Source organism: Streptomyces sp. TP-A0356, assembly GCF_001417775.1.
Taxonomy (GTDB): Bacteria; Actinomycetota; Actinomycetes; order Streptomycetales; family Streptomycetaceae; genus Streptomyces.
Window position 1 is genome coordinate 87,120 of record NZ_BBZJ01000032.1, and the last position, 22,001, is coordinate 109,120.

Consider the following 22,001-nt stretch of genomic DNA (forward strand, 5'->3'; position numbering starts at 1 on the left):
GCCGGCCACCGTGCGGCGCCCCTCCCGGGGCGCCGCATCCGCTCACGCCGCCAGCCGCTCGGCCTCCGCCACCGCCTCCTCCAGCGTGTCGACCACCGGCACGCCGACCTCCTCCAGGCTGGCGCGGCTGTGGGAGCCGCCGGTGTAGAGAACGGCCCGCGCTCCGACGTGCCGGGCGGCGATCGCGTCGTCGGCCGCGTCCCCGATCACCACCGTGCGCGCCGGGTCGATGCCGTCGAGCGCCCGTATGTGCCGCACCATGTGCTCACCCTTGCTGCCACCCGAGGGGCCGGTCCGCCCCTCCACCCGCAGGAAGTGCGTCTCGATCCCGAAGCCCCGCACCAGCGGGACGAGTTGGTCGTGCCCGTACATGCTCAGGAGCGACTGGCTGCGGCCCGCCGACCGCCACGCGGCGAGCAGCTCCACCGCGCCCTCGGTGAGCCCGCAGGTGAGCCGGTGCTGCGCGTAGTACCGGTGGAAGACCTCGTCCATGAGCTCCCACTCGGTGTCCGTCGGCAGCCGTCCCAGCAGCCGCTCGTAGAACTTCGGCACCGGTACGCAGTACAGCGCCCGATACCGCTCCAGTGTGATCGGCGCCAGGCCCAGCTCGGCGAACGCCGCGTTCGTCGCCCCGATGATCGCGTCAATGTCGTGGAACAGCGTCCCGTTCCAGTCCCAGACAATGTGCGCGCTTCCGTACGTCCCCATACCGAAAACGTACCCGGCGCCACTGACAATCATCGGCGAGCCGGCACCGTGGGGCGGAGGACTCCAGGTCAGTCGCCCAGCCCGACCAGATTCGGAATCTCCTGCGTCGCATACCAGAGCAGTTCGTGGTCCTCGGCGCCGTCCACGACGAACTGCGCGTCGTCGTCACCGCCGCCGGCCGCCTCCAGCGCTTGGGCCGCCGCGGTCACGTCCGCCTCGGCGTCGGCCGCGTCGACGTGCACCGCGGCCGCCTTGTCCAGTGGCACGGCCCCGGTGACCCGCACCTCGCCGAGCGCCGCCGGATCGAGGCCCCGGTCGGGGTCGGCCGCCGCCGTCCCGTCCGGCACGTCGACCGCGACGACGACCCGCCGCCGCGGGGCGCCCGGATCCGCCGCGAGGAGACGCAGCGACGCCAGCGCGGCCCGGCTCAGCGCCGCGTACTCCAGTTCCTCGATGTCGTCGGAGAGGTACCACTCGCGCAGCGCGGGTGTGACGGCGTACGCCACGACCGGCCCGGCGCCCAGCTCGCCCGTCTTGTACGCCTCGGCGAGACCGGGGAGGGTCAGAGGGACGTAGACGCGCATGGCGAGCCGCTTTCGGTAGTCGGTGAGGACGGGCCGGAGGGCCCGGGGAGAGCCCGCGGAGATCGTTCCCGCGCCTCCGGCGAGTCACCCCAGGATACGTGCGGGCGTCCCCCTTCGGGCCCCGGCAGCACCCTTCCGCGACGTCAACCGGGGCACGTCTGGATCACCCGGCCCACCCCGGCTCCGCCAAGGCCGGCCACACCGCTCCTCACCCTGATAGGTGAACCCTCAGAACGCTCCGGCGCACTCCCCGCCTCGTTGCGGGCCCCGTCTCCCGCCTCGTACAAGATCCCCACCGAGAAGTTACCGACCGGTACTCACCGGTCCCGTGAAACGGGGTCCCCCATGAACAAGGTGATGACCAGGAACAAGGCGATGGCCGGGACGACGCGGCATCCGGCCGGCCGGCCGCCGGCCCGCCACGACACCCGCCGCCCCGGTGGCACGCCCCGCCGCACCGCACCACCCGGCGGCGGCACGTCCCGTACGGCACCCAGCGGCCCGGGCCGACCCCGGCCCTCCGGTCCCGCGACCACGAACGCCCCCGGCCGGACCGGACCAGCCGGCACGGCCACGGCGGACAGCACCGGACCAGCCGGTACCACGACGGCGAACGGCACCGGCCGCACCGGACCGCTTCCGCAGCCGCCGCCCCAGCCACGCCCCACCGACGTCTTCGCCGACCGTCTCCTGTCCGTGCTGAGCGGTCAGCGCCCGGTGCACAGCATGCTCCGCCACACCGTCGGCCGCGCCTACGACGAGCTGGCCCGGCTCGCCGAACGCGGCCCGCTACGCACCCGCGGCATCCGTCCGGTCGTCCGCGACATCGGGTACTACGTCCCGCGCCCCGGAGCCATCGAGGCCTTCGCCCGCATCGGCGCGGGCGACCAGCTGCGTGCGATGGCGTTCCGCCTGGAGTGCGGCCCCGACTACCGCTGGCGCTGCACGGCGGTCGAGCTGGGCGGACCGCGGATGCCACGGACGGACGACGCCTGAACCGGCGGCGGCCTTAGCGCGGGACAGCGACGACCGAACCGACGAGGGCCTCCCCGGGGGACAGCGACGACCGAACCGACGACGGCCTCCCCGGGGCAGCGCAGGCAGCCGTCCCGGCAACGGCAGAGGCCGGGCACCTCCAGGTACCCGGCCCCTCCTCACGGCTGTGGCGCCACGCTCACTTCTTGCGGCGACGCCCGCCCTTGGCCTGCTTGCGGCGCTCCGCGCGCGTGAGGCCGTCCGCCTCCGAGCGCACCGGCTCGTCGTCGCTGGCGAAGTCGCCCTCGATGATGCCGCCCTCACCGTCCACGGTCGGCGCGGAGAAGTGCAGCCGCTCGCGGCGCTGCGGGGCGTCGAGCCCCTTGGCACGGATCTCCGGACGGGAGGCCTGCGCCGCCACCGCCTGCTCCTTCTCCAGGGACGGCTTGGCTTCCTCGACGGGGACCTCCTCGACCTGCTGCTCGACCTGGACCTCCAGGTTGAACAGATAGCCGACGGACTCCTCCTTGATGCCCTCCATCATCGCGGTGAACATGTCGAAGCCCTCGCGCTGGTACTCGACCAGCGGGTCCTTCTGCGCCATCGCGCGCAGGCCGATGCCCTCCTGGAGGTAGTCCATCTCGTAGAGGTGCTCACGCCACTTGCGGTCCAGGACCGACAGCACGACCCGGCGCTCCAGCTCACGCATGATCTCGGAGCCGAGCTGCGCCTCGCGCTGCTCGTACTGCTCGCGGATGTCGTCCTTGATGGACTCGGCGATGAACTCGGCGGTCAGCCCGGCCCGGTCGCCGGCCGCCTCCTCCAGCTCCTCGATGGTGACCTTGACCGGGTAGAGCTGCTTGAAGGCGCCCCACAGCCGCTCCAGGTCCCACTCCTCGGCGAAGCCCTCGGCGGTCTCGGCGGTGACGTACGCGTCGATCGTGTCGTCCATGAAGTGCTGGATCTGCTCGTGCAGGTCCTCGCCCTCCAGGACACGGCGCCGCTCGCCGTAGATGACCTCACGCTGCCGGTTGAGGACCTCGTCGTACTTGAGGACGTTCTTCCGGGTCTCGAAGTTCTGCTGCTCGACCTGCGACTGGGCGGACGCGATCGCGCGCGTGACCATCTTGTTCTCGATCGGCACGTCGTCCGGGACGTTCGCCATCGCCATCACGCGCTCGACCATCTGGGCCTTGAACAGGCGCATCAGGTCGTCGCCCAGGGAGAGGTAGAAGCGGGACTCGCCGGGGTCGCCCTGACGGCCGGAACGACCGCGCAGCTGGTTGTCGATACGGCGCGACTCGTGCCGCTCGGTGCCGAGCACGTACAGGCCGCCGAGCTCCTCGACCTCGTCCTTCTCGGCCTTGACCGCCTGCTGGGCCCGCTCCAGGGCGGCAGGCAGGGCAGCGGCCCACTCCTCGATGTGCTCCTCGGGGTCGAGCCCGCGCTGGCGCAGCTCGGCCTCGGCGAGGTCCTCGGGGTTGCCGCCGAGCTTGATGTCCGTACCACGGCCGGCCATGTTGGTGGCCACGGTCACGGAGCCCTTGCGGCCGGCCTGGGCGACGATCACCGCCTCGCGGTCGTGCTGCTTGGCGTTCAGCACCTCGTGCTGGATGCCGCGCTTGGCGAGCTGCTGCGAGAGGTACTCGGACTTCTCGACCGAGGTGGTGCCGACCAGGATCGGCTGGCCCTTCTCGTGCTTCTCGGCGATGTCGTCGACGACCGCCTCGAACTTGGCGACCTCGGTGCGGTAGATCAGGTCCGACTGGTCCTTGCGGATCATCGGCTTGTTGGTCGGGATCGGGACCACGCCGAGCTTGTAGATCTGGTGGAACTCGGCGGCCTCGGTCATCGCCGTACCGGTCATACCGGAGAGCTTCTTGTAGAGGCGGAAGAAGTTCTGCAGGGTGATCGTGGCGAGCGTCTGGTTCTCGTCCTTGATGTCCACCCCTTCCTTCGCCTCGATCGCCTGGTGCATGCCCTCGTTGTAGCGGCGGCCGGCGAGGATACGGCCCGTGTGCTCGTCGACGATCATGACCTCGCCGTCGATGACGACGTAGTCCTTGTCGCGCTTGAAGAGCTCCTTGGCCTTGATGGCGTTGTTCAGGTAACCCACGAGCGGGGTGTTCACCGACTCGTAGAGGTTGTCGATGCCCAGCCAGTCCTCGACCTTGCTGACGCCCGACTCGTGGATGGCGACCGTGCGCTTCTTCTCGTCGACGTCGTAGTCGCCGGTCTCCTCGATGCCCTTCAGCGGGTTGCCCGCCTCGCCCCGCTTCAGGCGCGTGACCAGCTTGGCGAAGTCGCCGTACCACTTGGTGGCCTGGTCGGCCGGGCCGGAGATGATCAGCGGCGTACGGGCCTCGTCGACCAGGATGGAGTCGACCTCGTCGACGATCGCGAAGTTGTGACCGCGCTGGACGAGCTCGTCCTGCGACCACGCCATGTTGTCGCGGAGGTAGTCGAAGCCGAATTCGTTGTTCGTGCCGTACGTGATGTCGCAGGCGTACTGCTCACGGCGCTGGGCCGGCGTCATGTTGGCGAGGATGCAGCCGACGGACAGACCCAGGAACTTGTGGACGCGGCCCATCATCTCGGAGTCGCGCTCGGCCAGGTAGTCGTTGACCGTGACGATGTGGACGCCGTCTCCGGACAGGGCGTTCAGATACGCGGGCAGGGTGCCGACGAGCGTCTTGCCCTCACCTGTCTTCATCTCGGCGACATAGCCGAGGTGAAGTGCGGCGCCGCCCATCATCTGCACGTCGTAGTGCCGCTGGCCGAGGACGCGCTTGGCGGCCTCACGCACGGTGGCGAACGCCTCGGGCAGCAGGTCGTCGAGGCTCTCGCCGTCGGCGTACCGCTGCTTGTATTCGTCAGTGAGGGCCCGCAGCTCGGCGTCGGAGAGGTCGACGAAGTCCTCTTCGATGGAGTTGACCTGGTCCGCGATGCGGTGCAGCTTGCGCAGGATCTTGCCTTCGCCTGCACGCATGATCTTCGAGAGGACGGACACGGGGGTTGGTCTCCTTGCCGGTCGGGCCTGGGACGGTCGGTTATGTATGACAGCTTGAGCAACGGCCATCGTAAGCGAGGACCCCACTGTGCCGGGAGGTCTGCTGTGGACAGCCACTAGGACAACGGACGGGCGTCGCGGAAGGTGCCGCGTCCTTGCCACGAAAAGTAGCGGGGCCGTCACGCCGTGCGGGGCGATGCGGGGCGACGGCGTGGCGAGGCGGGGTGAGGGGCGGCGAGGCGGGGTGAGGGGCGGCGACGCGGCGGGCCGGGCGTGAGGAGTCATGGCGATGGGGCGGGGGTCCGAGCAGAATCGGGCGATGGACCCCGTCACCCTGACCACCGAACGCCTCCTGCTGCGCTCCGTGGGCCCGCACGACACCGACGCGGTGTACGAGGCCGCCCAGGACCCCGGCATCCAGCGCTGGACCACGATCCCGTCGCCGTATCTGCGCGAGCACGCGGACGCCTTCGTCGCCCAGGTGGTGCCGGACGGCTGGGCGGACGGCTCGATGTTCACCTTCGGCGTCTTCCTCCCCTTCGGCGGGCTGGTCGGCATGCTCGGCCTGACGATGCGCTCGCCGGGCGTCGCCGAGGTGGGCTTCTGGACGGCGAAGGAGCACCGGGGCAACGGCTACACCACGGAGGCGACGCTCGGCGCGTCGCGCTGGGCCTTCACCCGTATGTCGATCGACCGCGTGGAATGGCGCGCCGAGGTGGGCAACACGGGCTCCCGCGCGGTCGCGGAGCGCGCGGGCTTCACCATGGAGGGCGTCCTGCGCTCCGCGATCAACAACAAGGGCGTACGCCGGGACTGCTGGGTGGGCTCGCTCCTGCCGTCGGACCTGGGCCTGCCGTCGACGGCACCGTATCTGCCGGCCCGTTCGTAGCGGTGCCCGTTCGTAGCGGTGCCCGTTCGTAGCGGTGCCCGTTGGTAGCGGTGCCCGTTGGTGGCGGCATCCGTCGGCCCGTTCGTGGCGGCCCCGTCCGATGCGATGAAATCCACGGTCGCGTCGTGTTGTCAGTGCCGCCCCCTACGGTGTGACCATGCCGAGCCTCCCGCGCCCCGCCACCGAACTGACCGCCGACGAAGCCCGCCGCATCGCCCTGCGGGCACAAGGGTTCCTCGGCGCGCCCGACCGCAGGGCGGGGGTCCGCGGTGTCCTGCGCCACCTCGGCGCGGTCCAGCTCGACACCATCTCGGTCCTCGCCCGCTCCCACGAGCTCATCCCGTACGCCCGTCTCGGCGCCATAGGCCGCAGCACGGTCGACGCGGCGTACTGGACGCCGTCGCCGGAGGGCACGACCCCGGCCCGCCCGCACGCGTTCGAGTACTGGTCCCACGCCGCCTGCATCCTCCCCATCGAGGAGTGGCCCCACTTCGCCTTCCGCCGCCGCGCCTACCGCTCCCGGCCGCACTGGAACCACACGCTCCCGGACGGTGTCTACGACCAGGTCATCAAGCAGCTGCGCGCCGAAGGCCCCCTCACGGCCACGGACCTGGGCGGGGCGAAGCGGACCAGCGAGTGGTGGGACTGGTCCGGCACGAAGGTCGCCGTGGAGCGCGCGCTGATGTACGGCGAGGTGGTGTGCGTCGCGCGCCGCGGCTGGAAGCGGGTGTACGACCTCGCCGAGCGCGCCGTCCCCGAGGCGCTGCTGCACGACGAGCTGGACGACGCCGAGTGCCTGCGTCGCCTCGTCCGCCTCGCCGGACAGTCCCTCGGCGTCGGCACGCGCGCGGACATCGCGGACTACCACCGCCTCAAGGGCGAACAGGTCGATGCGGTGATCGCGGACTCGGGCCTGGTGCCGGTGACGGTCGAGGGCTGGGGCAAGCCGGCCTGGGCGGACCCGGCGGCCCTGGGGACCCCGCCGCGCGGCCGCCACCGCACGACCCTTCTGTCGCCCTTCGACTCCCTGATCTGGGAGCGGGGACGGACGGAGCGGATCTTCGGCTTCTCCCACCGTCTGGAGGCCTATGTCCCCAAGCCGAAGCGGGTGTACGGCTACTTCGCGATGCCGGTACTCGCCGGGGGCCGGCTGGTCGGCCGGGTGGACCCCGCGCGCGAGGGCCGCACGCTGGTCGCCAAGCAGGTCACGCTGGACGGCCCCAGGGCCCTCCCGGCGGTGGCCCAGGCCCTGCTGGAGGCCGCGGCCTGGGTGGAGTGCACGAACGTCCGCGTGGAGCGGATGGACCCCCCGGCCCTGCGCGAGCCCCTCATCCGGGAGCTGGCCCGCTCCCTGGACTAACGGATCTCCAGGATCTTCTCCCGCATCGCGTAGACCACGGCCTCCATCCTGGAGTGCAGCTGCAGCTTCTCCAGGATGTTGCGCACATGGTTCTTCACGGTGTTCTCGGAGATGAACAGCTCCTTGGCGATGTCCCGGTTGTTCATTCCGGTGGCGACGAGCTTGAGGACCTCCAGCTCCCGGTCGGTGAGCCGCGGCGCCGGGACCAGCCGACGCTCGTCGGTCCGCTGGATCATCGACTTGAACTCGGTGAGGAGTTTCGACGCCATGGAGGGGCTGATCTGCGACTGCCCGTCGGCGACCGCGCGAATGGCCGTGGCCACCTCGTCCGTGGAGATCTCCTTGAGGAGATAACCGGTCGCGCCCGCCTTGATCGCGTCGTAGAGATCGGCCTCTTCGTCGCTGATCGTCAGCATGATGATCTTGGCGCTGGGGGCCACCTCCTTGATGGAGGTGCACGCCTCGATCCCGCCACGCTTGGGCATCCGTACGTCCATCAGCACGATGTCCGGCAGCAGATCGGCCGCCTTGTCGACCGCCTCCGCGCCGTCCCCCGCCTCGCCGACGACCTGGATGTCCTCCTCGGCCGCGAGCACGATCTCCAGGCCGCGGCGGAAGAGCGCGTGGTCGTCCACGACAAGGACGCGGATGGGTTCCGTGCGTGCAGAGCCCGCCTCCGGGCCCATGCCGACGACGCCGCCGTCGGCATCCTCGTCACGCATCGGTCCGAAGCTGTCCGCCATCGTTCCTCCCCCTGAGGCTGTGGCCTGTGGTCCTGTGCCATCGCCAACCCAAGGCAACGGCCCACCGGTTGAGCCGTTACGGCCATGATTTCATGCCCGGGCACCACTCAGGTGACAGAGTGCGGGGCGAAGCGGTCGCACACCGGTGCCCCTGGGGGCGCACTGGCTCACCAGGGGCACCGGTCAGGGCCATGAACCCGGCCGGAATCAGCCGCCGAGGGCACCGCCCGCGTCAGCCATCTGCGTCTGAGTCACCATCTGGTCCGTGCTGAGGTGGATGACGCCGTAGTCGTACGCATGCCGCCGATAGACGACGCTGGGCTGCTTGGTCTCGGAGTCGACGAACAGATAGAAGTCGTGCCCGACCAACTCCATTTCGTACAGCGCCTGGTCGAGCGACATCGGAGACGCGACATGGGTCTTCTCGCGGACGACGAGGGGCCCCTCGCCCTTCACTTCGAGCGATCCGATCCGCTTGGCCGGCACGCCGTCCGACTCCTCTTCCGGTACGACGCCGCCGTTGCCGTTGAGCGTCGCGGCACCTGGGACGTGGTCGGGCACCTCTGCTGCCGTGAGCCTGCGGATCCCGCGGTAGCTGTGGCGCTTGTCGTGCTGCTTGCGCAGCCGGGCCTCCAGCTTCTCCGCCGCCAGGTCGAGTGCCGCGTAGGGATCACTTGCAGATGCCTCCGCCCGGATCACCGGACCGCGGGAGTAGAGCGTGATCTCCACTCGGTCGGAACGGTCGGCCTGTCGGGGGTTGGGCTCCCTGGACACCTCGACGTCGAGGCTGATCACCTTGCCGTCGAGCTTCTGGATCCTGTCCAGCTTCAGCTTCTCGGCCACGTGCTTCCGGAACCGCTCGGGCACCTCGGTCTTGCGGCCCTTGACGACGATGTCCACGCAGAACTCCGTTCCCGGATCGCTCCGCACGGCTGGCGGAGCATCTCCCTTGTGCACCAGGCCCCGGCGAGCACCGGAGCCTCGGACTCGGTGACTTCCACCTCCTCCTCCCCCGTGGGCGAGATCTCACCCCACCACTGCGGGTGATTTGCAGAAAGCCCGCAGCACGGCATTCGGATAAGCGGGGGATGGCCTGCGCCTTTCCCTGCACAACCGAACATATCTCGCCTGGACGGATGTCGTCACCCTCTACTGCCGCGTACCTCCGTTCAGGTGAATTGACCTGCTCATTACCTGCAACGATGCAAGTTCTCAGTCAGTTCCAGTTGATTTCGAAAGAATCCGGCGAGGCGGCGACCACCGCCGCACAGATCCCGTCTTCGACGCCGCTCCGGACAGCCATTCCCCGCGATAACCGGGTCCGGCGCGCCGGTGCCGTCGTCTCCGCTGTTCTCCGTTCCCCCGTTGCTTCCCCTGCCGCGCGCGCATACACCTCCCCGTCCCCCGTCTGTGCGTCCGCGAGCGCCGCCCGGACCGCGCGCGCCGCATCCGTCAGCGACGCGCCGGTCGTCATCAGGTCGTCGACGAGGACGACCCGCCCGGCGTCCAGCAGCCGGGTGCCTCCGGCCGCCACCTCCAGCGCGCCCGTGAGATTGACCAGCCGCTGCCGGGAGTTGAGCCCGGACTGGTCGGCCACGGGCCGCCGCTGCCGCAGCACGGCCGCCACCCGAGCCGCCGTCCCGGCCCGGCGCAGCTCCGCGGCGGCCGCGAGCGCGATCCGCCGTGCCGGATCATGCCCTCTCGCCCGCACGGCCCGGCGCGAGGAGGGCACGGGCACGAGCAGCACGGGCACCGGACCATCACCGGACACCGACGACCGGACTACGGCACCCGGTCCCGCCTCGCGCAACCCCGCGAGGACCGCCCCGGCCAGAGCCGCCCCGAGCGGGCCGGCGAGCGTCAGGGCGCCCCGCTCCTTGTGGGCCAGAAGCGTGGCGCGCACCGCGCCCCGGTACGCCGACGCCGCGTGCACCACCGGCAGCCCCGCCGGCTCCGGCACCGGTCGCACCCGGCGTGGAGCGGTGCCCTGGAGAGCCGCGCGGCACTCGGCGCAGAGCACCGTGCGCGGCCTGCCACAGCCTCCGCACTCGGCCGGCAGCAGCAGATCGGTGAGGTCCTGCCACCACCCCCGCATGACCACCACTGTGCCAACGCCCACAGCGGCCTGCCAGCCCTGTGGACAACTCCCGTGGACAACCGGAGGCCGCCCGTCGAACCCGGTCCCCAGGGCCCGCGAGGCTCGCCCCCGCTCCGCTGGGACCCAGCTCACCCGCCTCCCGCTCGGGAGTGCTCACCCGCCTCCCGCCCGCGAGAGCTCACCCCGGATAGACGGGAGCCGTCCCCTCCTTGACCACCTTCTGCCACTGGGCCCCGGCAGACAGCCGCACGATGCCGTCCTCCGAGTACGCCACCAGCGGCAGCCGCTCGTCCTCGGACGCCGCTATCTGCTTCACGCCCGTGGGCGAGGCCGGGGGGTTGCCCGCCGGTGTGGAGCCGTCGACCTGCACGTACCGCATCTGCTGCACCCCGCCGGACTCACGCCCGACCACCACGAGCCGACTGTCACCTGCCCACGACATGGCCGTGACCTCCTCCAGCTGCGGAGTCACGGAGTGCAGCCCCAGGATGGACACGGCCGGCCGCCCGTCCGTGCCACCGTCCCGCTCCACGCGCCCGATCTGCAGGGACGTCTTGCCGCCCTTCTCCACGATCAGCGCGATCCGCACTCCGTCGGCGGCCACCCGGACCGCGTCGACGCGCCCGTCGAGGCCCGGGGTGAGCACGTTCACCGGCTCGCCCGTGCCCTGCTGCAGCATCACCAGCCGGGCACGCTTCGGATCGCGGTCGGCCACCCACAGATCACCCGCGCCGTCCCAGCTCGGTGTCGTCAGCCGGTCGCCCGCCGCCGCGCCCCGGCTGCTCAGCACCGGAACTCCCGGCGAGGCGCCCGACAACAGCGACCCCACGTACAGGTACTGTCCGTCGGCCGAGACCCCGGCCGCGGTGTCCTCGGTGCGCGAGACGGCGGCCGCGCGCAGCTTCTTGCCCCCGTCGCCCAGCGCGCCCGGCACCGGGATGGGTACCTGGGAGCCGCTGCCGCTGGACAGACGGACGAGGCGCTGCTTGCCGTCGATGAAGTACTCGTACTCGGCGCGCCTGCCCGTGCCGTGCGAGGCGACGGTCTCGGCCCGGTCCTCGTTCAGGTCGCACAGCTTCCTGCCGTTCGACCGGCGCAGCTCGACCTGGGTGACGCCGGTGGGCGTCAGATCCTGGAGCGTGAACAGCAGCTGCGCCGCCATCCGGGTGCACTGTGTCTGCCCGACCCGGTCCGCCTTGTCGTTGAGCGGCACCGTCAGCTTGTTCTGGTCGTCGGGCTGCAGGGATGTGACGTCCTTCCCGAGCGCGGTGCCGGAGGGGAAGCTCGACGTCGCCACCGGGTCCAGCCAGCGCGTGGGGCCCTTCAGCAGCGACCGCACGGTCGACGTCACGGCATCGACCTTGCCGCGCACGTACACGGGATCGGCGACGGTGCTCAGCTGTCCGCCCGTCGCGGCCGGCATGTTCGCCGCGTAGTAGTACTTGTTGACCGACACATAGTTGCGCTGGAAGTCCGACTTGCCCAGCACCACTCCCTGCGGCAACGAGTCGATGCGCCACTGGTTGGTCTTCTTCTCCAGCGTGAGGTGCACCGTCTTGCCGTACGTCCCCGAGTCCGGCGCGTACGCGTGCTGCGCGTCCACCACGGCCAGCTTGCTGCCGGTCAGCACGTACGTGTAGTCGTCACCAGCCTCCCGGCTCCTGGTGTGCTGCGGCACGGTGTTGGGCCCGTCGGAGAGCACCGTGGTGGAGGCGTCCGGGTCCCACCTGCGCGACGCGCCTGCGGTCAGGTACTTGCGGGCGGTCTCGTACTGCGGGTCGTCGCTCGTCAGCGCCTCAAGGAAGCCCTGCACGATCTCCGACGGCCCGGCGTCCTCGCGCGGCGGCATGGCGAAGACGCGGACCTGCGTGTCCTGCCGGGGAGTCGACTCGACCCCGCGCAGATCCCCGCTGTCCGGCATGGAGGCGCACCCGGCCAGCACCACGGCACCACAGCCGACATACACCCCGATGCGCAGCGTGCGCGCTCGGCCGCCCCCCTCAGCGCCCACGAAACGCCTCCCCTTGCTCCCGCTCGTCCGCCCTGTCGCCGCCTTGCGACGACGGCTCCTGCGTCCTGTCGTCCGGGCGCCGCGTTCCCCCGGTGGGCCGCGGCACCACACGCGCGCCGTTGCCGGGCAGCGCGGTCGGGTCCGCCGTGGGCGTCACCGTGGCCGGCCGCTGTGCGATCGGGGCGTGGGGCGGCGCCTTCTCGCCCGCGGACTGCGCGGGCACCGTGGCGAGCCTGCCGGAGCCGCCCTGGGGCAGACCGGCGTCGTTGAGCCCGCGATTGCGCCGTGAGTCCATCGGCTCCAGGGGTATCGGAGAACCCCGCAGCGGCTCGTCGGCGGTCCGGGGCAGCGTCAGCCGGAACTGCGAACCCCCGCCCGGCTCGCCCCACGCCTGCAGCCAGCCGCCGTGCAGGCGCGCGTCCTCCAGGGCGATCGACAGCCCCAGGCCCGTACCACCGGTGGTACGCGCGCGTGCCGGGTCCGCCCGCCAGAAGCGGCTGAAGACCCGGGTCGCCTCGCCCGGCTTGAGGCCTACGCCGTAGTCGCGCACCGCGATCGCGACGGCGCCGCCCGCCGAGGCGAGCTTGACGATGACGTCCTTGCCCTCGCCGTGCTCGACGGCGTTGACGACGAGGTTGCGCAGCACCCGCTCCACACGCCGGGCGTCCGCCTCGGCCACCACGGGCTGCTGGTCGCCGACGACGCGTATCTGCGTGCCCTTGCGCTCGGCGAGCGGCTCGGCGCCGCTCACGACTCGTCGTACGACCTCCCGCAGGTCGATCGGCTCGGCCTCCAGCGCCGCCGCGCCCGCGTCGAAGCGGCTGATCTCCAGCAGGTCGGCGAGCAGCGACTCGAACCGGTCCAGCTGGTCGGCGAGCAACTCCGCCGACCGAGCGGTCACCGGGTCGAAGTCGACGCGCGCCTCATGGATGACGTCCGCCGCCATCCGCACGGTCGTCAGCGGTGTGCGCAGCTCGTGCGACACGTCCGACACGAACCGCCGCTGCATCCGCGACAGGTCCTCCAGCTGCTGGATCTTCAGCTGCAGGTTCTGCGCCATCTTGTTGAAGGCCTCGCCCAGGCGCGCGATGTCGTCCTCACCGGTGACCTTCATACGTTCCTGCAGGCGCCCGGCGGACAGCCGTTCGGCGATGCCGGCGGCCATCCGTACGGGGGTCACGACCTGGCGCACCACGAGCCAGGCGATGGCTCCGAGGAGTACGACGACGAAGAGCCCGGCGGTCGCGAGCGTCCCCTTGACCAGGCTGAGCGACTTCTCCTCCTGGGTGAGCGGGAAGAGGTAGTACAGCTGGTAGGGGTCCCCGTTCGGGTCGTTGATCTGCTTGCCGATGATCAGCGCCGGCTGCGGGTCGCGGCCGCTGTCGGTGTACACGATGCGCGTGTAGCTCTGGGCCACGCCCATGCCGGCGTCGACGCGCCTGCGCAGGTCCTCCGGCACGCTCTGGCTCGGGTCCACGCCGCCCGAGGCGCGCGGTCCGAGGCCGCGGTTCTCGTTGTCCGCGGCGGTGGTGCTCAGCGTGACCACGTCGAAGGCACCCTGGCCACCGCTGGACAGCGACTCGACGAGGTCGCTCATCCACCCGCTGACGTTCTGGACGGGGTTGCTGCCCGCGCCCGAGGTGTCTTCCGCGCCGCTCGTGCTGGCCGCGCTGTCGGCCTTCTGCCCGGCGACCGTGAAGCCGCCGACGGCCTGGCTCTGCGACGCCTTCACCTTGGCGTCCAGCAGGCCGTTGCGCACCTGCCCGATGACGACGAAGCCCAGCAGCAGCACCACGCCGAGCGACATCAGCAGGGTGGTGACGACGATCTTGAGCTGGATGTTGCGCCGCCACAGCCGCATCACGGGCAGCAGCGGACGGCGCACCCACCGCATGACGAGCCGGAGGACCGGGCTGCCCTGGACTCCGCCCTGGAGCAGCCCGCCCTCGAAGAACTGTTCCCACCGGGAGCCCGTCGTCCGCCGTCCGACAGGCCGCCCCGGACGGGCCCCGCGACCGGGCGCCGAGGCGGCACTGTCCCGGGACACGTCAGCTCGGTCCGGCCTTGTAACCGACACCCCGCACGGTCACCACGATCTCCGGCCGCTCCGGGTCCTTCTCGACCTTGGAGCGCAGCCGCTGGACGTGCACGTTGACCAGACGGGTGTCCGCCGCGTGGCGGTAGCCCCAGACCTGCTCCAGCAGGACCTCGCGGGTGAACACCTGCCACGGCTTGCGCGCCAGCGCCACCAGCAGGTCGAACTCCAGCGGCGTCAGCGCGATCGACTGCCCGTCCCGCTTCACGGAGTGACCGGCCACGTCGATGACGAGGTCGCCGATGGCCAGCTGCTCGGGTGCCGGCTCCTCCGACCTCCGCAGCCGCGCCCGGATGCGGGCCACCAGCTCCTTCGGCTTGAACGGCTTCACGATGTAGTCGTCCGCGCCCGACTCGAGGCCGACGACCACGTCCACGGTGTCGCTCTTGGCGGTGAGCATCACGATCGGCACGCCGGACTCCGCCCTGATCAGGCGGCACACCTCGATGCCGTCCCGTCCGGGCAGCATCAGGTCGAGCAGCACCAGGTCAGGCTTGGTCTCGCGGAAGGCGGCCAGCGCCTTGTCGCCGTCGGCTACGAAAGACGGCTCAAAACCTTCACCCCGCAGCACGATGCCGAGCATCTCGGCCAGTGCGGTGTCGTCGTCGACGACAAGGACTCGTCCCTTCATGGACCACATCATCCCATTAACTAAATCGTTACCTGGCGTGACCTGTCACACAGCACAGCGAGTGCGTCGGCCGTCACGGGAGACACGACGCCCTCCTCGGTGACGATCGCCGTCACCAGTTCGGGCGGCGTCACGTCGAACGCCGGGTTGTACGCCTGCGTCCCCAGAGGTGCCACAGGTATCCCGCCTCCCGCTTCCACTCCCGCCACCGGCACCCGAGGTGCGACGAGCTCCGTCACCTCGTGACCGGCCCGCTGCTCGACCTCGATGGACGCCCCGTCCGGCGTGTCCGGATCCACCGTGGTCACCGGCGCCACCACGATGAACGGAACGTGGTGGTAGCGGGCCAGCACCGCGAGCGGATAGCTCCCCACCTTGTTCGCCACCGAACCGTCGGCGGCGATCCGGTCCGCCCCGATCAGTACGGCGTCCACCTCGCCCGCCGCGAACAGCGAACCCGCCGCGTTGTCCGTGAGCAAGGTGTACGCCATTCCGTTGCGGGCCGCCTCGTAAGCCGTCAAACGAGCACCCTGCAGCAACGGCCGCGTCTCGTCCACCCACAGCCTGCGCAGCCGCCCCGCCCGGTGCGCGGCCAGCGCCACCGCGAACGCCGTGCCCTCCCCGCCGGACACCAGCGCCCCGGTGTTGCAGTGGGTGAGCACGCGATGCCCGCCACCGGGCAGCAACTCGTCCAGCAGCGCCAGACCATGCCGCGACATCCGCACGCTCGCCTCGGCGTCCTGGCGGTGCAGCGCCCGCGCGGCGGCGAGCGCGGCCTCGGCGGCCCGCCCCTGGTCACCGCTGTCGGCGAGCGCCCTCCGGTGGGCGGCCAGGGCCCTGCGCACGCCGACGGCGAGGTTCACCGCGGTGGGCCGGGCGCCCGCCAACGCGGCGGCGGCCTCCTCCACGTCGAACCCGCGCGCGGCGGCGAGCGCGACACCGTAGGCCCCGGCGATCCCGAGCAGCGGCGCACCGCGCACGGCGAGGGTGCGGATCGCGTCCACCAGCGCGGGTGCGTCCGTGCATACGAGATCGACCTCCTCGGCCGGCAGCCTTCTCTGGTCGAGAAGTACCAGTACCGGGCCTTCGGGCGGCTCGTCCCAGTGGATCGCGGATATCGCCGCCGACTCGTTGTCCTCGCCGGATTGCGCGTGCTGATCAGCCATGCGGTCAGTCTGCCCCGTACCCACTCGACAATTGAAGGCGTGCAGCCAACAACGGCCCCCCGTTCTTCCGCGAGCGCCGCGTGGCACGATGGCTGCCAACTCCCCGCCACGACGGCGGACGGGCACCGTGAAGGAGCGACGATGAACGACACTCCGGGCTGGGCCTCGCCCGGATCTGCCCCCTCCGACGGGCAGCCGGACCCCTCCGGCGCGCAGCCCCCGGAGCAGCCCTCGGACCAGGGCGCCGGCGATCAGCCGCAGCCGCCGGTGAAGTGGTCCAACGAGCAGCCCCCGCCCGGACAGTGGACCGCTCCTCACCCCCAGGGCCCCGGCCAGGCCCCGCCACCGCCTCCGCCCGGCCCGGGCTGGGGCGACGGCCCGCCCGCCGGTACCGGCGGCCACGCGGGCCCGGGCGGCGGATACCCCGGCTGGGGCGCTCCCCACGGGGGCTTCGGCGGCCCCGGTGGCTGGGGCGGCACCTGGGGCCCGCCCCCGGCCGCCAAGCCCGGCGTGATCCCGCTGCGCCCGCTCGGCGTCGGCGAGATCCTGGATGGCGCCGTCTCCACCATGCGCACCTACTGGCGCACGGTCCTCGGCATCTCGCTGACCATCTCGGTCGTCACGGAGATCATCGTCATCCTGGTGCAGGGGCTCACCCTGAACCGCACCGCCACCACCAGCACCCTCAACGACCGCAGCGCCTCGGTGAGCGAGCTGAGCCGCGCCCTGGGCACCGCTCTGCTGAGCTCCACCGCGGTGTTCCTGGTCGCTCTGCTCGGCACCATCGTCGCGACGGCCCTGCTCACCACCGTCACCAGCCGGGCCGTGCTCGGCAGGCCGGTGAGCACGGCGGAAGCGTGGGGCGACGCCCGCCCGCAGTTGCTGCGACTGTGCGGCCTCACGCTCCTGCTGCCGCTCATGGCCCTCGCGATCATCTTCGCGGGCGCGCTGCCCGGCATCATCGTCGCGGCGGCCGGCTCCACCTCCCTGGGTCTCGCGCTGGCTCTCCTCGGCGGCCTCGCCGGCAGCGTGGTCGCCCTGTGGATCATGATCCGTTTCTCGCTCGCCTCGCCCGCGCTGATGCTGGAGAAGCAGAGCATCCGCAAGTCGATGAGCCGCTCCGTGAGACTGGTGCGCGGCTCGTGGTGGCGGGTCTTCGGGATTCAGCTGCTCGGGCAGATCATCGCGAGCATCGTGTCGTCGCTGGTCGTGCTCCCCTTCGCGTTCCTCGGGGGACTGCTCGACGGTGGCGGGATCAGCGGCCTCGTCAACGCCAGCACGGGCGGCATCGGCTGGACGTTCCTGATCGTCAGCGGCATCGGCTCGGTGATCGGGCGCATGCTGACCTTCCCCATCACCGCCGGCGTGACCGTGCTCCTCTACGTCGACCAGCGCATCCGCCGCGAGGCCCTCGACCTCGACCTGGCCCGCGCGGCAGGCATCCAGGGCTACGGCTCCCACACCCCCGACACCGCCCCGGCCCCGGGGAGCTGATGCGGTGAGCCTGACGGGGGGAGTACTGACAGTCGTACCGGTGCTGTGGCGCTCGGGCGACGAACCACCGGTGACGAGCCCGCGCGACCCCGCGCGGGAGGCGGCCCGGCGTGAGCTGTCCAAGCGGATGTACCACGAGAACGACCCCAGCCTGCTGCAGCGCGCCCTGAACGCCTTCTGGGACTGGGTGGACCGGCTCTTCAACGCCGCCTCGTCCGCGACGCCCGGCGGCTCGGTGGGCCTCGTGGTCATCGTCCTGGCGGTCCTGGCGCTGGTCGGCGCCCTGTGGTGGCGCCTGGGCACTCCGCGCCGGATGCCCACCTCGTCCGCGGCGCTCTTCGACGACCGCCCGCGGAGCGCCGCCGAGCACCGCGCGGCCGCCGAGGCGCACGCCGCCCAGGGCCACTGGAGCCAGGCCGTCCAGGAACGCATGCGCGCCGTCGTACGCTCCCTGGAGGAACGCGCCCTTCTCGACGTGCGCCCCGGGCGCACCGCCGACGAGGCCGCCTCCGAGGCCGGCCGGGCGCTGCCCGGCCACGCGGACCGACTGCGCGCCGCCGCCCGTGACTTCGACGACGTCACATACGGTGGCCGGGCCGCGGGCGAAGAGACGTACCACAGGCTCGCCGCCCTCGACAACGAGCTGGAACGCACCAGACCCCAGCTCGCCGACAGCGCCCACAGCACGGCCCACAACGCCCGCCAGGGAGCCGCCGGATGACCTCCGAGGCCACGTCTGCGTCCACCTCGGCCTCCCCCACCCCACGACAGGTGTGGATCCGGGCGCGCGGTCTCCTGCTCGCCCTCGCGCTCCTCCTCATCGGTGGCGTCACGCTCGCCGTCATCCGCTCCGGCGCCCACCACGGCAGCCTCGACCCGCGCTCCGCCGACCCCTACGGCAGTCACGCCGTCGCCGCGCTCCTCGCCGACCACGGCGTGTCCACGCGCGTGGTCACCACCCTCGACGAGGCACGGGCCGCCGCCGGTCCCGACACCACGCTCCTCATCGCCGTCCCCGACCTGCTGACGCACCGTCAACAGGGCTTGGTGCACCAGGCGACGATGAACTCCGGCGGCCGGACGATCCTCGTCGCACCCGACGCCTCCGTCATCAACCTCGCCCCCGGAGTCTCGGCCGACTCCGCCACCGGCTTCGACACGACGCTGGACCCCGGCTGCGAACTGGCCGCCGCCCGGCGAGCGGGTACCGCCGAGACGGGAGGGATCCGCTACCTCACGAGCGACCCCCGCGCCGACACGTGCTACCCCAGTGACGGCCTGCCCACCCTGGTGCGCCTCCCGGCCGCCTCCGGGGGCGGCGACACCGTCGTACTCGGCACGCCCGACATCCTCTACAACAACCGCCTCGACAAGCAGGGCAACGCCTCGCTCGCCCTCCAACTGCTCGGTTCCCGCTCCCACCTGGTCTGGTACCTCCCCTCGCTCTCCGACACCTCGGCCACCGACTCGGGTCGGCGCAGCTTCCTCGACCTGCTCCCCTCGGGCTGGCTCTGGGGCACACTGCAGCTCTTCATCGCCGCGGCCCTGGCCGCCCTCTGGCGAGCGCGCCGACTCGGTCCGCTCGTCCCCGAACGTCTCCCCGTCGCGATCCGCGCGTCCGAAACCGTCGAAGGCCGCGCCCGCCTCTACCGGAAGGCGCGCGCCCGCGACCGCGCGGCCACCGCCGTGCGCTCCACCACCCGCAACCGCCTCGCCCCCCTCGTGGGCATCCCCCTCGCCCAGGCGCACGCGCCCGAGGCCCTGCTGCCCGCACTGTCCGCGCACCTCCACGGCGACGGACAGACCCTGCACTCCCTCCTCTTCGGCCCGCCGCCCGGCGACGACGCTGCTCTGATCGCCCTCGCCGACCAACTCGACGCCCTCGAAAGAGAGGTACGCCGTCCATGATGGACCCGACCACTGACAACGCCGGGCACACCGGGGATCCGGGCACCGCCCGCGCCTCCCTGGAGGCCCTGCGCGCCGAGATCGCCAAAGCCGTGGTCGGCCAGGACCCCGCAGTCACCGGCCTCGTCGTCGCCCTGCTGTGCCGCGGACACGTTCTCCTCGAAGGAGTCCCCGGGGTCGCCAAGACGCTGCTGGTCCGCGCGCTCGCCTCCGCGCTCGAACTCGACACCAAACGCGTCCAGTTCACGCCCGACCTGATGCCCAGTGATGTGACGGGCTCTCTGGTCTACGACGCCCGGACCGCCGAGTTCTCCTTCCAGCCCGGCCCTGTCTTCACCAACCTCCTCCTCGCGGACGAGATCAACCGCACCCCGCCCAAGACCCAGTCATCCCTCCTCGAAGCCATGGAGGAGCGCCAGGTCACGGTCGACGGCACGCCGCGCCCGCTGCCCGAGCCGTTCCTGGTCGCCGCGACACAGAACCCGGTCGAGTACGAGGGCACCTACCCCCTGCCCGAAGCGCAACTGGACCGTTTCCTGCTCAAACTGACGATCCCTCTGCCCTCCCGCCAGGACGAGATCGACGTCCTCACCCGTCACGCCGCGGGATTCGACCCGCGCGACCTGCACGCCGCCGGCGTACGCCCCGCCGCGACCGCCGCCGACCTCGAAGCCGCGCGCGCCGCCGTCGCCAAGACGACGGTGTCTCCCGAGATCACCGCCTATGTGGTCGACATCTGCCGCGCGACCCGCGAGTCCCCGTCCCTCACCCTCGGCGTGTCACCCCGTGGTGCAACGGCCCTTCTCGCCACCGCGCGCGCCTGGGCCTGGCTGACGGGCCGTGACTACGTCATTCCCGACGATGTGAAGGCACTGGCTCTGCCGACACTCCGTCACCGCGTCCAGCTGCGGCCGGAGGCGGAGATGGAAGGGGTGACCGCCGACTCGGTCATCAACGCCCTCCTCGCCCACGTCCCCGTTCCTCGCTGATGGCGCTCACCGGACGCGCCGCGCTCCTGGCGGCACTCGGCACCCTTCCCGTCGGCATCTGGGAGCCCGGCTGGACGGGCATCCTCGCCGTCAACGGCCCTCTCGCCCTGGCCTGCGCCTGCGACTTCGCGCTGGCCGCGCCCGTACGCCGCCTGGGCCTGAGCCGTTCCGGCGACACCTCGGTGCGCCTGGGGGAGGCGGCCGAGGTGACGCTCACCGTCACCAACCCCTCCGGCCGCCCGCTGCGCGCCCGGCTGCGCGACGCCTGGCCGCCCAGCAGCTGGCAGCCGGGCACCGAAGTGGCCGCCTCCCGCCACCGGCTGACGGTCCCTCCGGGAGAACGCCGCCGACTGACGACCCGTCTGCGTCCCACCCGCCGAGGCGACCGGCACGCGGACCGCGTCACGATCCGCTCCTACGGCCCCCTCGGTCTCTTCGCGCGCCAGGGCACGCACAGGGTTCCGTGGACGGTACGGGTCCTGCCGCCCTTCAGCAGCCGCAAGCATCTTCCGTCCAAGCTGGCCCGGCTTCGCGAACTGGACGGCCGCACCAGCGTGTTGACGCGTGGTCAGGGCACGGAGTTCGACAGCCTGCGTGACTACGTCCCCGGTGACGACACCCGCTCCATCGACTGGCGCGCGACGGCACGCCAGAACTCGGTCGCGGTACGCACCTGGCGCCCCGAACGCGACCGCCACATCCTCCTCGTCCTGGATACGGGCCGCACCTCGGCCGGACGTGTCGGCGACGCCCCCCGCCTGGACGCCTCCATGGACGCGGCGCTCCTGCTGGCCGCCCTGGCCTCCCGGGCCGGTGACCGCGTGGACCTGCTCGCCTACGACCGCCGGGTACGCGCCCTGGTCCAGGGCCGCGCCGCCCGCGAGGTCCTGCCGTCGCTCGTCAACGCCATGGCGACGCTGGAGCCCGAACTCATCGAAACGGATGCCCGCGGCCTCACGTCCACCGCACTCCGTACGGCACCTCGCCGCTCCTTGATCGTCCTGCTGACCGCCCTCGACGCGGCACCCGTGGAGGAGGGGCTGCTTCCCGTATTGCCCCGCCTCACCCAGCGCCACACGGTGCTGCTCGCGTCGGTGGCCGATCCGCGCATCGCCCGTATGGCGACGGCACGGGGCAGCACGGACGCGGTGTACGAGGCCGCGGCGGCGGCACAGGCCCAGACGGAACGCACACGGACGGCCGAACAGCTGCGACGCCGTGGTGTGACGGTCGTGGACGCGACGCCCGAGGACCTGGCGCCGGCACTCGCGGACGCGTATCTGGCGCTGAAGGCGGCGGGCCGTCTCTGAAAGCAGAAGGGGGGTGGAAACACCCCTGAA

Annotated in this window: 18 protein-coding genes; 8 read left to right on the plus strand and 10 right to left on the minus strand. The window is 71.7% G+C overall.

The window, feature by feature from the left end; genetic code table 11:
• Positions 1–42: 42 nt before the first annotated feature.
• Together ASC56_RS32300 and ASC56_RS32305 are read right to left on the minus strand one after the other, a co-directional pair.
• Complete coding sequence (locus tag ASC56_RS32300) at positions 43–708, minus strand: HAD family hydrolase (protein WP_055495145.1); 666 nt, start codon at positions 706–708, stop codon at positions 43–45.
• A gap of 68 nt (positions 709–776) precedes the next feature.
• The gene (locus ASC56_RS32305) at positions 777–1,292 is read right to left on the minus strand and encodes a hypothetical protein (protein WP_055495146.1); all 516 of its coding nucleotides are present in this window, start codon (positions 1,290–1,292) and stop codon (positions 777–779) included.
• A gap of 345 nt (positions 1,293–1,637) precedes the next feature.
• On the opposite strand from ASC56_RS32305, the gene ASC56_RS32310 reads away from it, so the two are divergent.
• On the plus strand, positions 1,638–2,288 hold the full coding sequence (locus ASC56_RS32310) for an Rv3235 family protein (protein WP_055495147.1): 651 nt from the start codon (positions 1,638–1,640) through the stop codon (positions 2,286–2,288).
• A gap of 178 nt (positions 2,289–2,466) precedes the next feature.
• Here the strand turns inward: ASC56_RS32310 and secA are convergent, their stop codons facing one another.
• On the minus strand, positions 2,467–5,277 hold the full coding sequence (secA, locus tag ASC56_RS32315) for a preprotein translocase subunit SecA (protein ID WP_055495148.1): 2,811 nt from the start codon (positions 5,275–5,277) through the stop codon (positions 2,467–2,469).
• A gap of 319 nt (positions 5,278–5,596) precedes the next feature.
• On the opposite strand from secA, the gene ASC56_RS32320 reads away from it, so the two are divergent.
• Together ASC56_RS32320 and ASC56_RS32325 are read left to right on the plus strand one after the other, a co-directional pair.
• Entirely contained in the window at positions 5,597–6,166 is a 570-nt protein-coding gene (locus ASC56_RS32320) for a GNAT family N-acetyltransferase (protein WP_055495165.1), read from the plus strand.
• 157 nt (positions 6,167–6,323) lie between these two features.
• Positions 6,324–7,526, plus strand: coding sequence for a winged helix-turn-helix domain-containing protein (locus ASC56_RS32325; protein ID WP_055495149.1), 1,203 nt, complete (start codon positions 6,324–6,326; stop codon positions 7,524–7,526).
• On the opposite strand, the gene ASC56_RS32330 is transcribed toward ASC56_RS32325, so the two are convergent.
• The 7 genes from ASC56_RS32330 to mtnA form a co-directional block, all read right to left on the minus strand.
• A complete protein-coding gene (locus ASC56_RS32330) occupies positions 7,523–8,269 on the minus strand; it encodes a response regulator transcription factor (protein WP_055495150.1) in 747 nt (248 codons plus the stop codon). The genes ASC56_RS32325 and ASC56_RS32330 overlap by 4 nt on opposite strands.
• Before the next feature lie 207 nt (positions 8,270–8,476).
• Positions 8,477–9,169 (minus strand): ribosome hibernation-promoting factor, HPF/YfiA family, encoded by a 693-nt coding sequence (gene hpf, locus ASC56_RS32335; protein ID WP_055495151.1) that lies wholly within the window; start codon positions 9,167–9,169, stop codon positions 8,477–8,479.
• Positions 9,170–9,485: 316 nt separating this feature from the next.
• Positions 9,486–10,364: a ComF family protein gene (locus tag ASC56_RS32340; protein WP_055495166.1), complete on the minus strand. Its 879-nt coding sequence runs from the start codon at positions 10,362–10,364 to the stop codon at positions 9,486–9,488.
• A 181-nt stretch (positions 10,365–10,545) separates the two neighbouring features.
• A complete protein-coding gene (locus ASC56_RS32345; RefSeq protein WP_055495152.1) occupies positions 10,546–12,378 on the minus strand; it encodes an LpqB family beta-propeller domain-containing protein in 1,833 nt (610 codons plus the stop codon).
• Positions 12,368–14,425, minus strand: a complete 2,058-nt coding sequence (mtrB, locus tag ASC56_RS32350; protein ID WP_055495153.1) for an MtrAB system histidine kinase MtrB — start codon at positions 14,423–14,425, stop codon at positions 12,368–12,370. Before mtrB ends, ASC56_RS32345 begins: the two co-directional genes overlap by 11 nt.
• A 1-nt stretch (position 14,426) precedes the next feature.
• A complete protein-coding gene (mtrA, locus tag ASC56_RS32355) occupies positions 14,427–15,116 on the minus strand; it encodes a two-component system response regulator MtrA (protein WP_199836122.1) in 690 nt (229 codons plus the stop codon).
• 8 nt (positions 15,117–15,124) lie between these two features.
• A complete protein-coding gene (gene mtnA / locus ASC56_RS32360; protein ID WP_055495154.1) occupies positions 15,125–16,270 on the minus strand; it encodes an S-methyl-5-thioribose-1-phosphate isomerase in 1,146 nt (381 codons plus the stop codon).
• A gap of 141 nt (positions 16,271–16,411) precedes the next feature.
• On the opposite strand from mtnA, the gene ASC56_RS32365 reads away from it, so the two are divergent.
• From ASC56_RS32365 to ASC56_RS32385, 5 genes are read left to right on the plus strand one after another with little or no spacing between them, the layout of a single operon-like run.
• Entirely contained in the window at positions 16,412–17,764 is a 1,353-nt protein-coding gene (locus ASC56_RS32365; protein ID WP_055495155.1) for a glycerophosphoryl diester phosphodiesterase membrane domain-containing protein, read from the plus strand.
• A gap of 4 nt (positions 17,765–17,768) precedes the next feature.
• Complete coding sequence (locus ASC56_RS32370; protein WP_079102847.1) at positions 17,769–18,485, plus strand: DUF4129 domain-containing protein; 717 nt, start codon at positions 17,769–17,771, stop codon at positions 18,483–18,485.
• A complete protein-coding gene (locus tag ASC56_RS32375; protein ID WP_055495157.1) occupies positions 18,482–19,672 on the plus strand; it encodes a DUF4350 domain-containing protein in 1,191 nt (396 codons plus the stop codon). The genes ASC56_RS32370 and ASC56_RS32375 overlap by 4 nt, the downstream gene beginning before the upstream one ends.
• Positions 19,672–20,661 (plus strand): MoxR family ATPase, encoded by a 990-nt coding sequence (locus tag ASC56_RS32380; RefSeq protein WP_107309406.1) that lies wholly within the window; start codon positions 19,672–19,674, stop codon positions 20,659–20,661. The genes ASC56_RS32375 and ASC56_RS32380 overlap by 1 nt, the downstream gene beginning before the upstream one ends.
• Positions 20,661–21,971 carry a DUF58 domain-containing protein gene (locus ASC56_RS32385; RefSeq protein ID WP_055495159.1) on the plus strand — a complete coding sequence of 437 codons (1,311 nt, stop codon included), beginning with the start codon at positions 20,661–20,663 and terminating at the stop codon, positions 21,969–21,971. Before ASC56_RS32380 ends, ASC56_RS32385 begins: the two co-directional genes overlap by 1 nt.
• The last annotated feature ends 30 nt before the right edge of the window (positions 21,972–22,001 follow it).

Bases quoted from the DNA above. Each gene is read 5' to 3' on its own strand.
- ASC56_RS32320 (WP_055495165.1), top strand. From the start codon at position 5,597: ATGGACCCCGTCACCCTGACCACCGAACGCCTCCTGCTGCGCTCCGTG.
- ASC56_RS32380 (WP_107309406.1), top strand. From the start codon at position 19,672: ATGGACCCGACCACTGACAACGCCGGGCACACCGGGGATCCGGGCACC.
- ASC56_RS32385 (WP_055495159.1), top strand. From the start codon at position 20,661: ATGGCGCTCACCGGACGCGCCGCGCTCCTGGCGGCACTCGGCACCCTT.
- ASC56_RS32340 (WP_055495166.1), bottom strand. From the start codon at position 10,364: ATGCGGGGGTGGTGGCAGGACCTCACCGATCTGCTGCTGCCGGCCGAG.
- ASC56_RS32375 (WP_055495157.1), top strand. From the start codon at position 18,482: ATGACCTCCGAGGCCACGTCTGCGTCCACCTCGGCCTCCCCCACCCCA.
- mtnA (WP_055495154.1), bottom strand. From the start codon at position 16,270: ATGGCTGATCAGCACGCGCAATCCGGCGAGGACAACGAGTCGGCGGCG.
- ASC56_RS32325 (WP_055495149.1), top strand. From the start codon at position 6,324: ATGCCGAGCCTCCCGCGCCCCGCCACCGAACTGACCGCCGACGAAGCC.
- ASC56_RS32330 (WP_055495150.1), bottom strand. From the start codon at position 8,269: ATGGCGGACAGCTTCGGACCGATGCGTGACGAGGATGCCGACGGCGGC.
- ASC56_RS32310 (WP_055495147.1), top strand. From the start codon at position 1,638: ATGAACAAGGTGATGACCAGGAACAAGGCGATGGCCGGGACGACGCGG.
- ASC56_RS32300 (WP_055495145.1), bottom strand. From the start codon at position 708: ATGGGGACGTACGGAAGCGCGCACATTGTCTGGGACTGGAACGGGACG.
- ASC56_RS32365 (WP_055495155.1), top strand. From the start codon at position 16,412: ATGAACGACACTCCGGGCTGGGCCTCGCCCGGATCTGCCCCCTCCGAC.
- mtrA (WP_199836122.1), bottom strand. From the start codon at position 15,116: ATGATGTGGTCCATGAAGGGACGAGTCCTTGTCGTCGACGACGACACC.
- ASC56_RS32305 (WP_055495146.1), bottom strand. From the start codon at position 1,292: ATGCGCGTCTACGTCCCTCTGACCCTCCCCGGTCTCGCCGAGGCGTAC.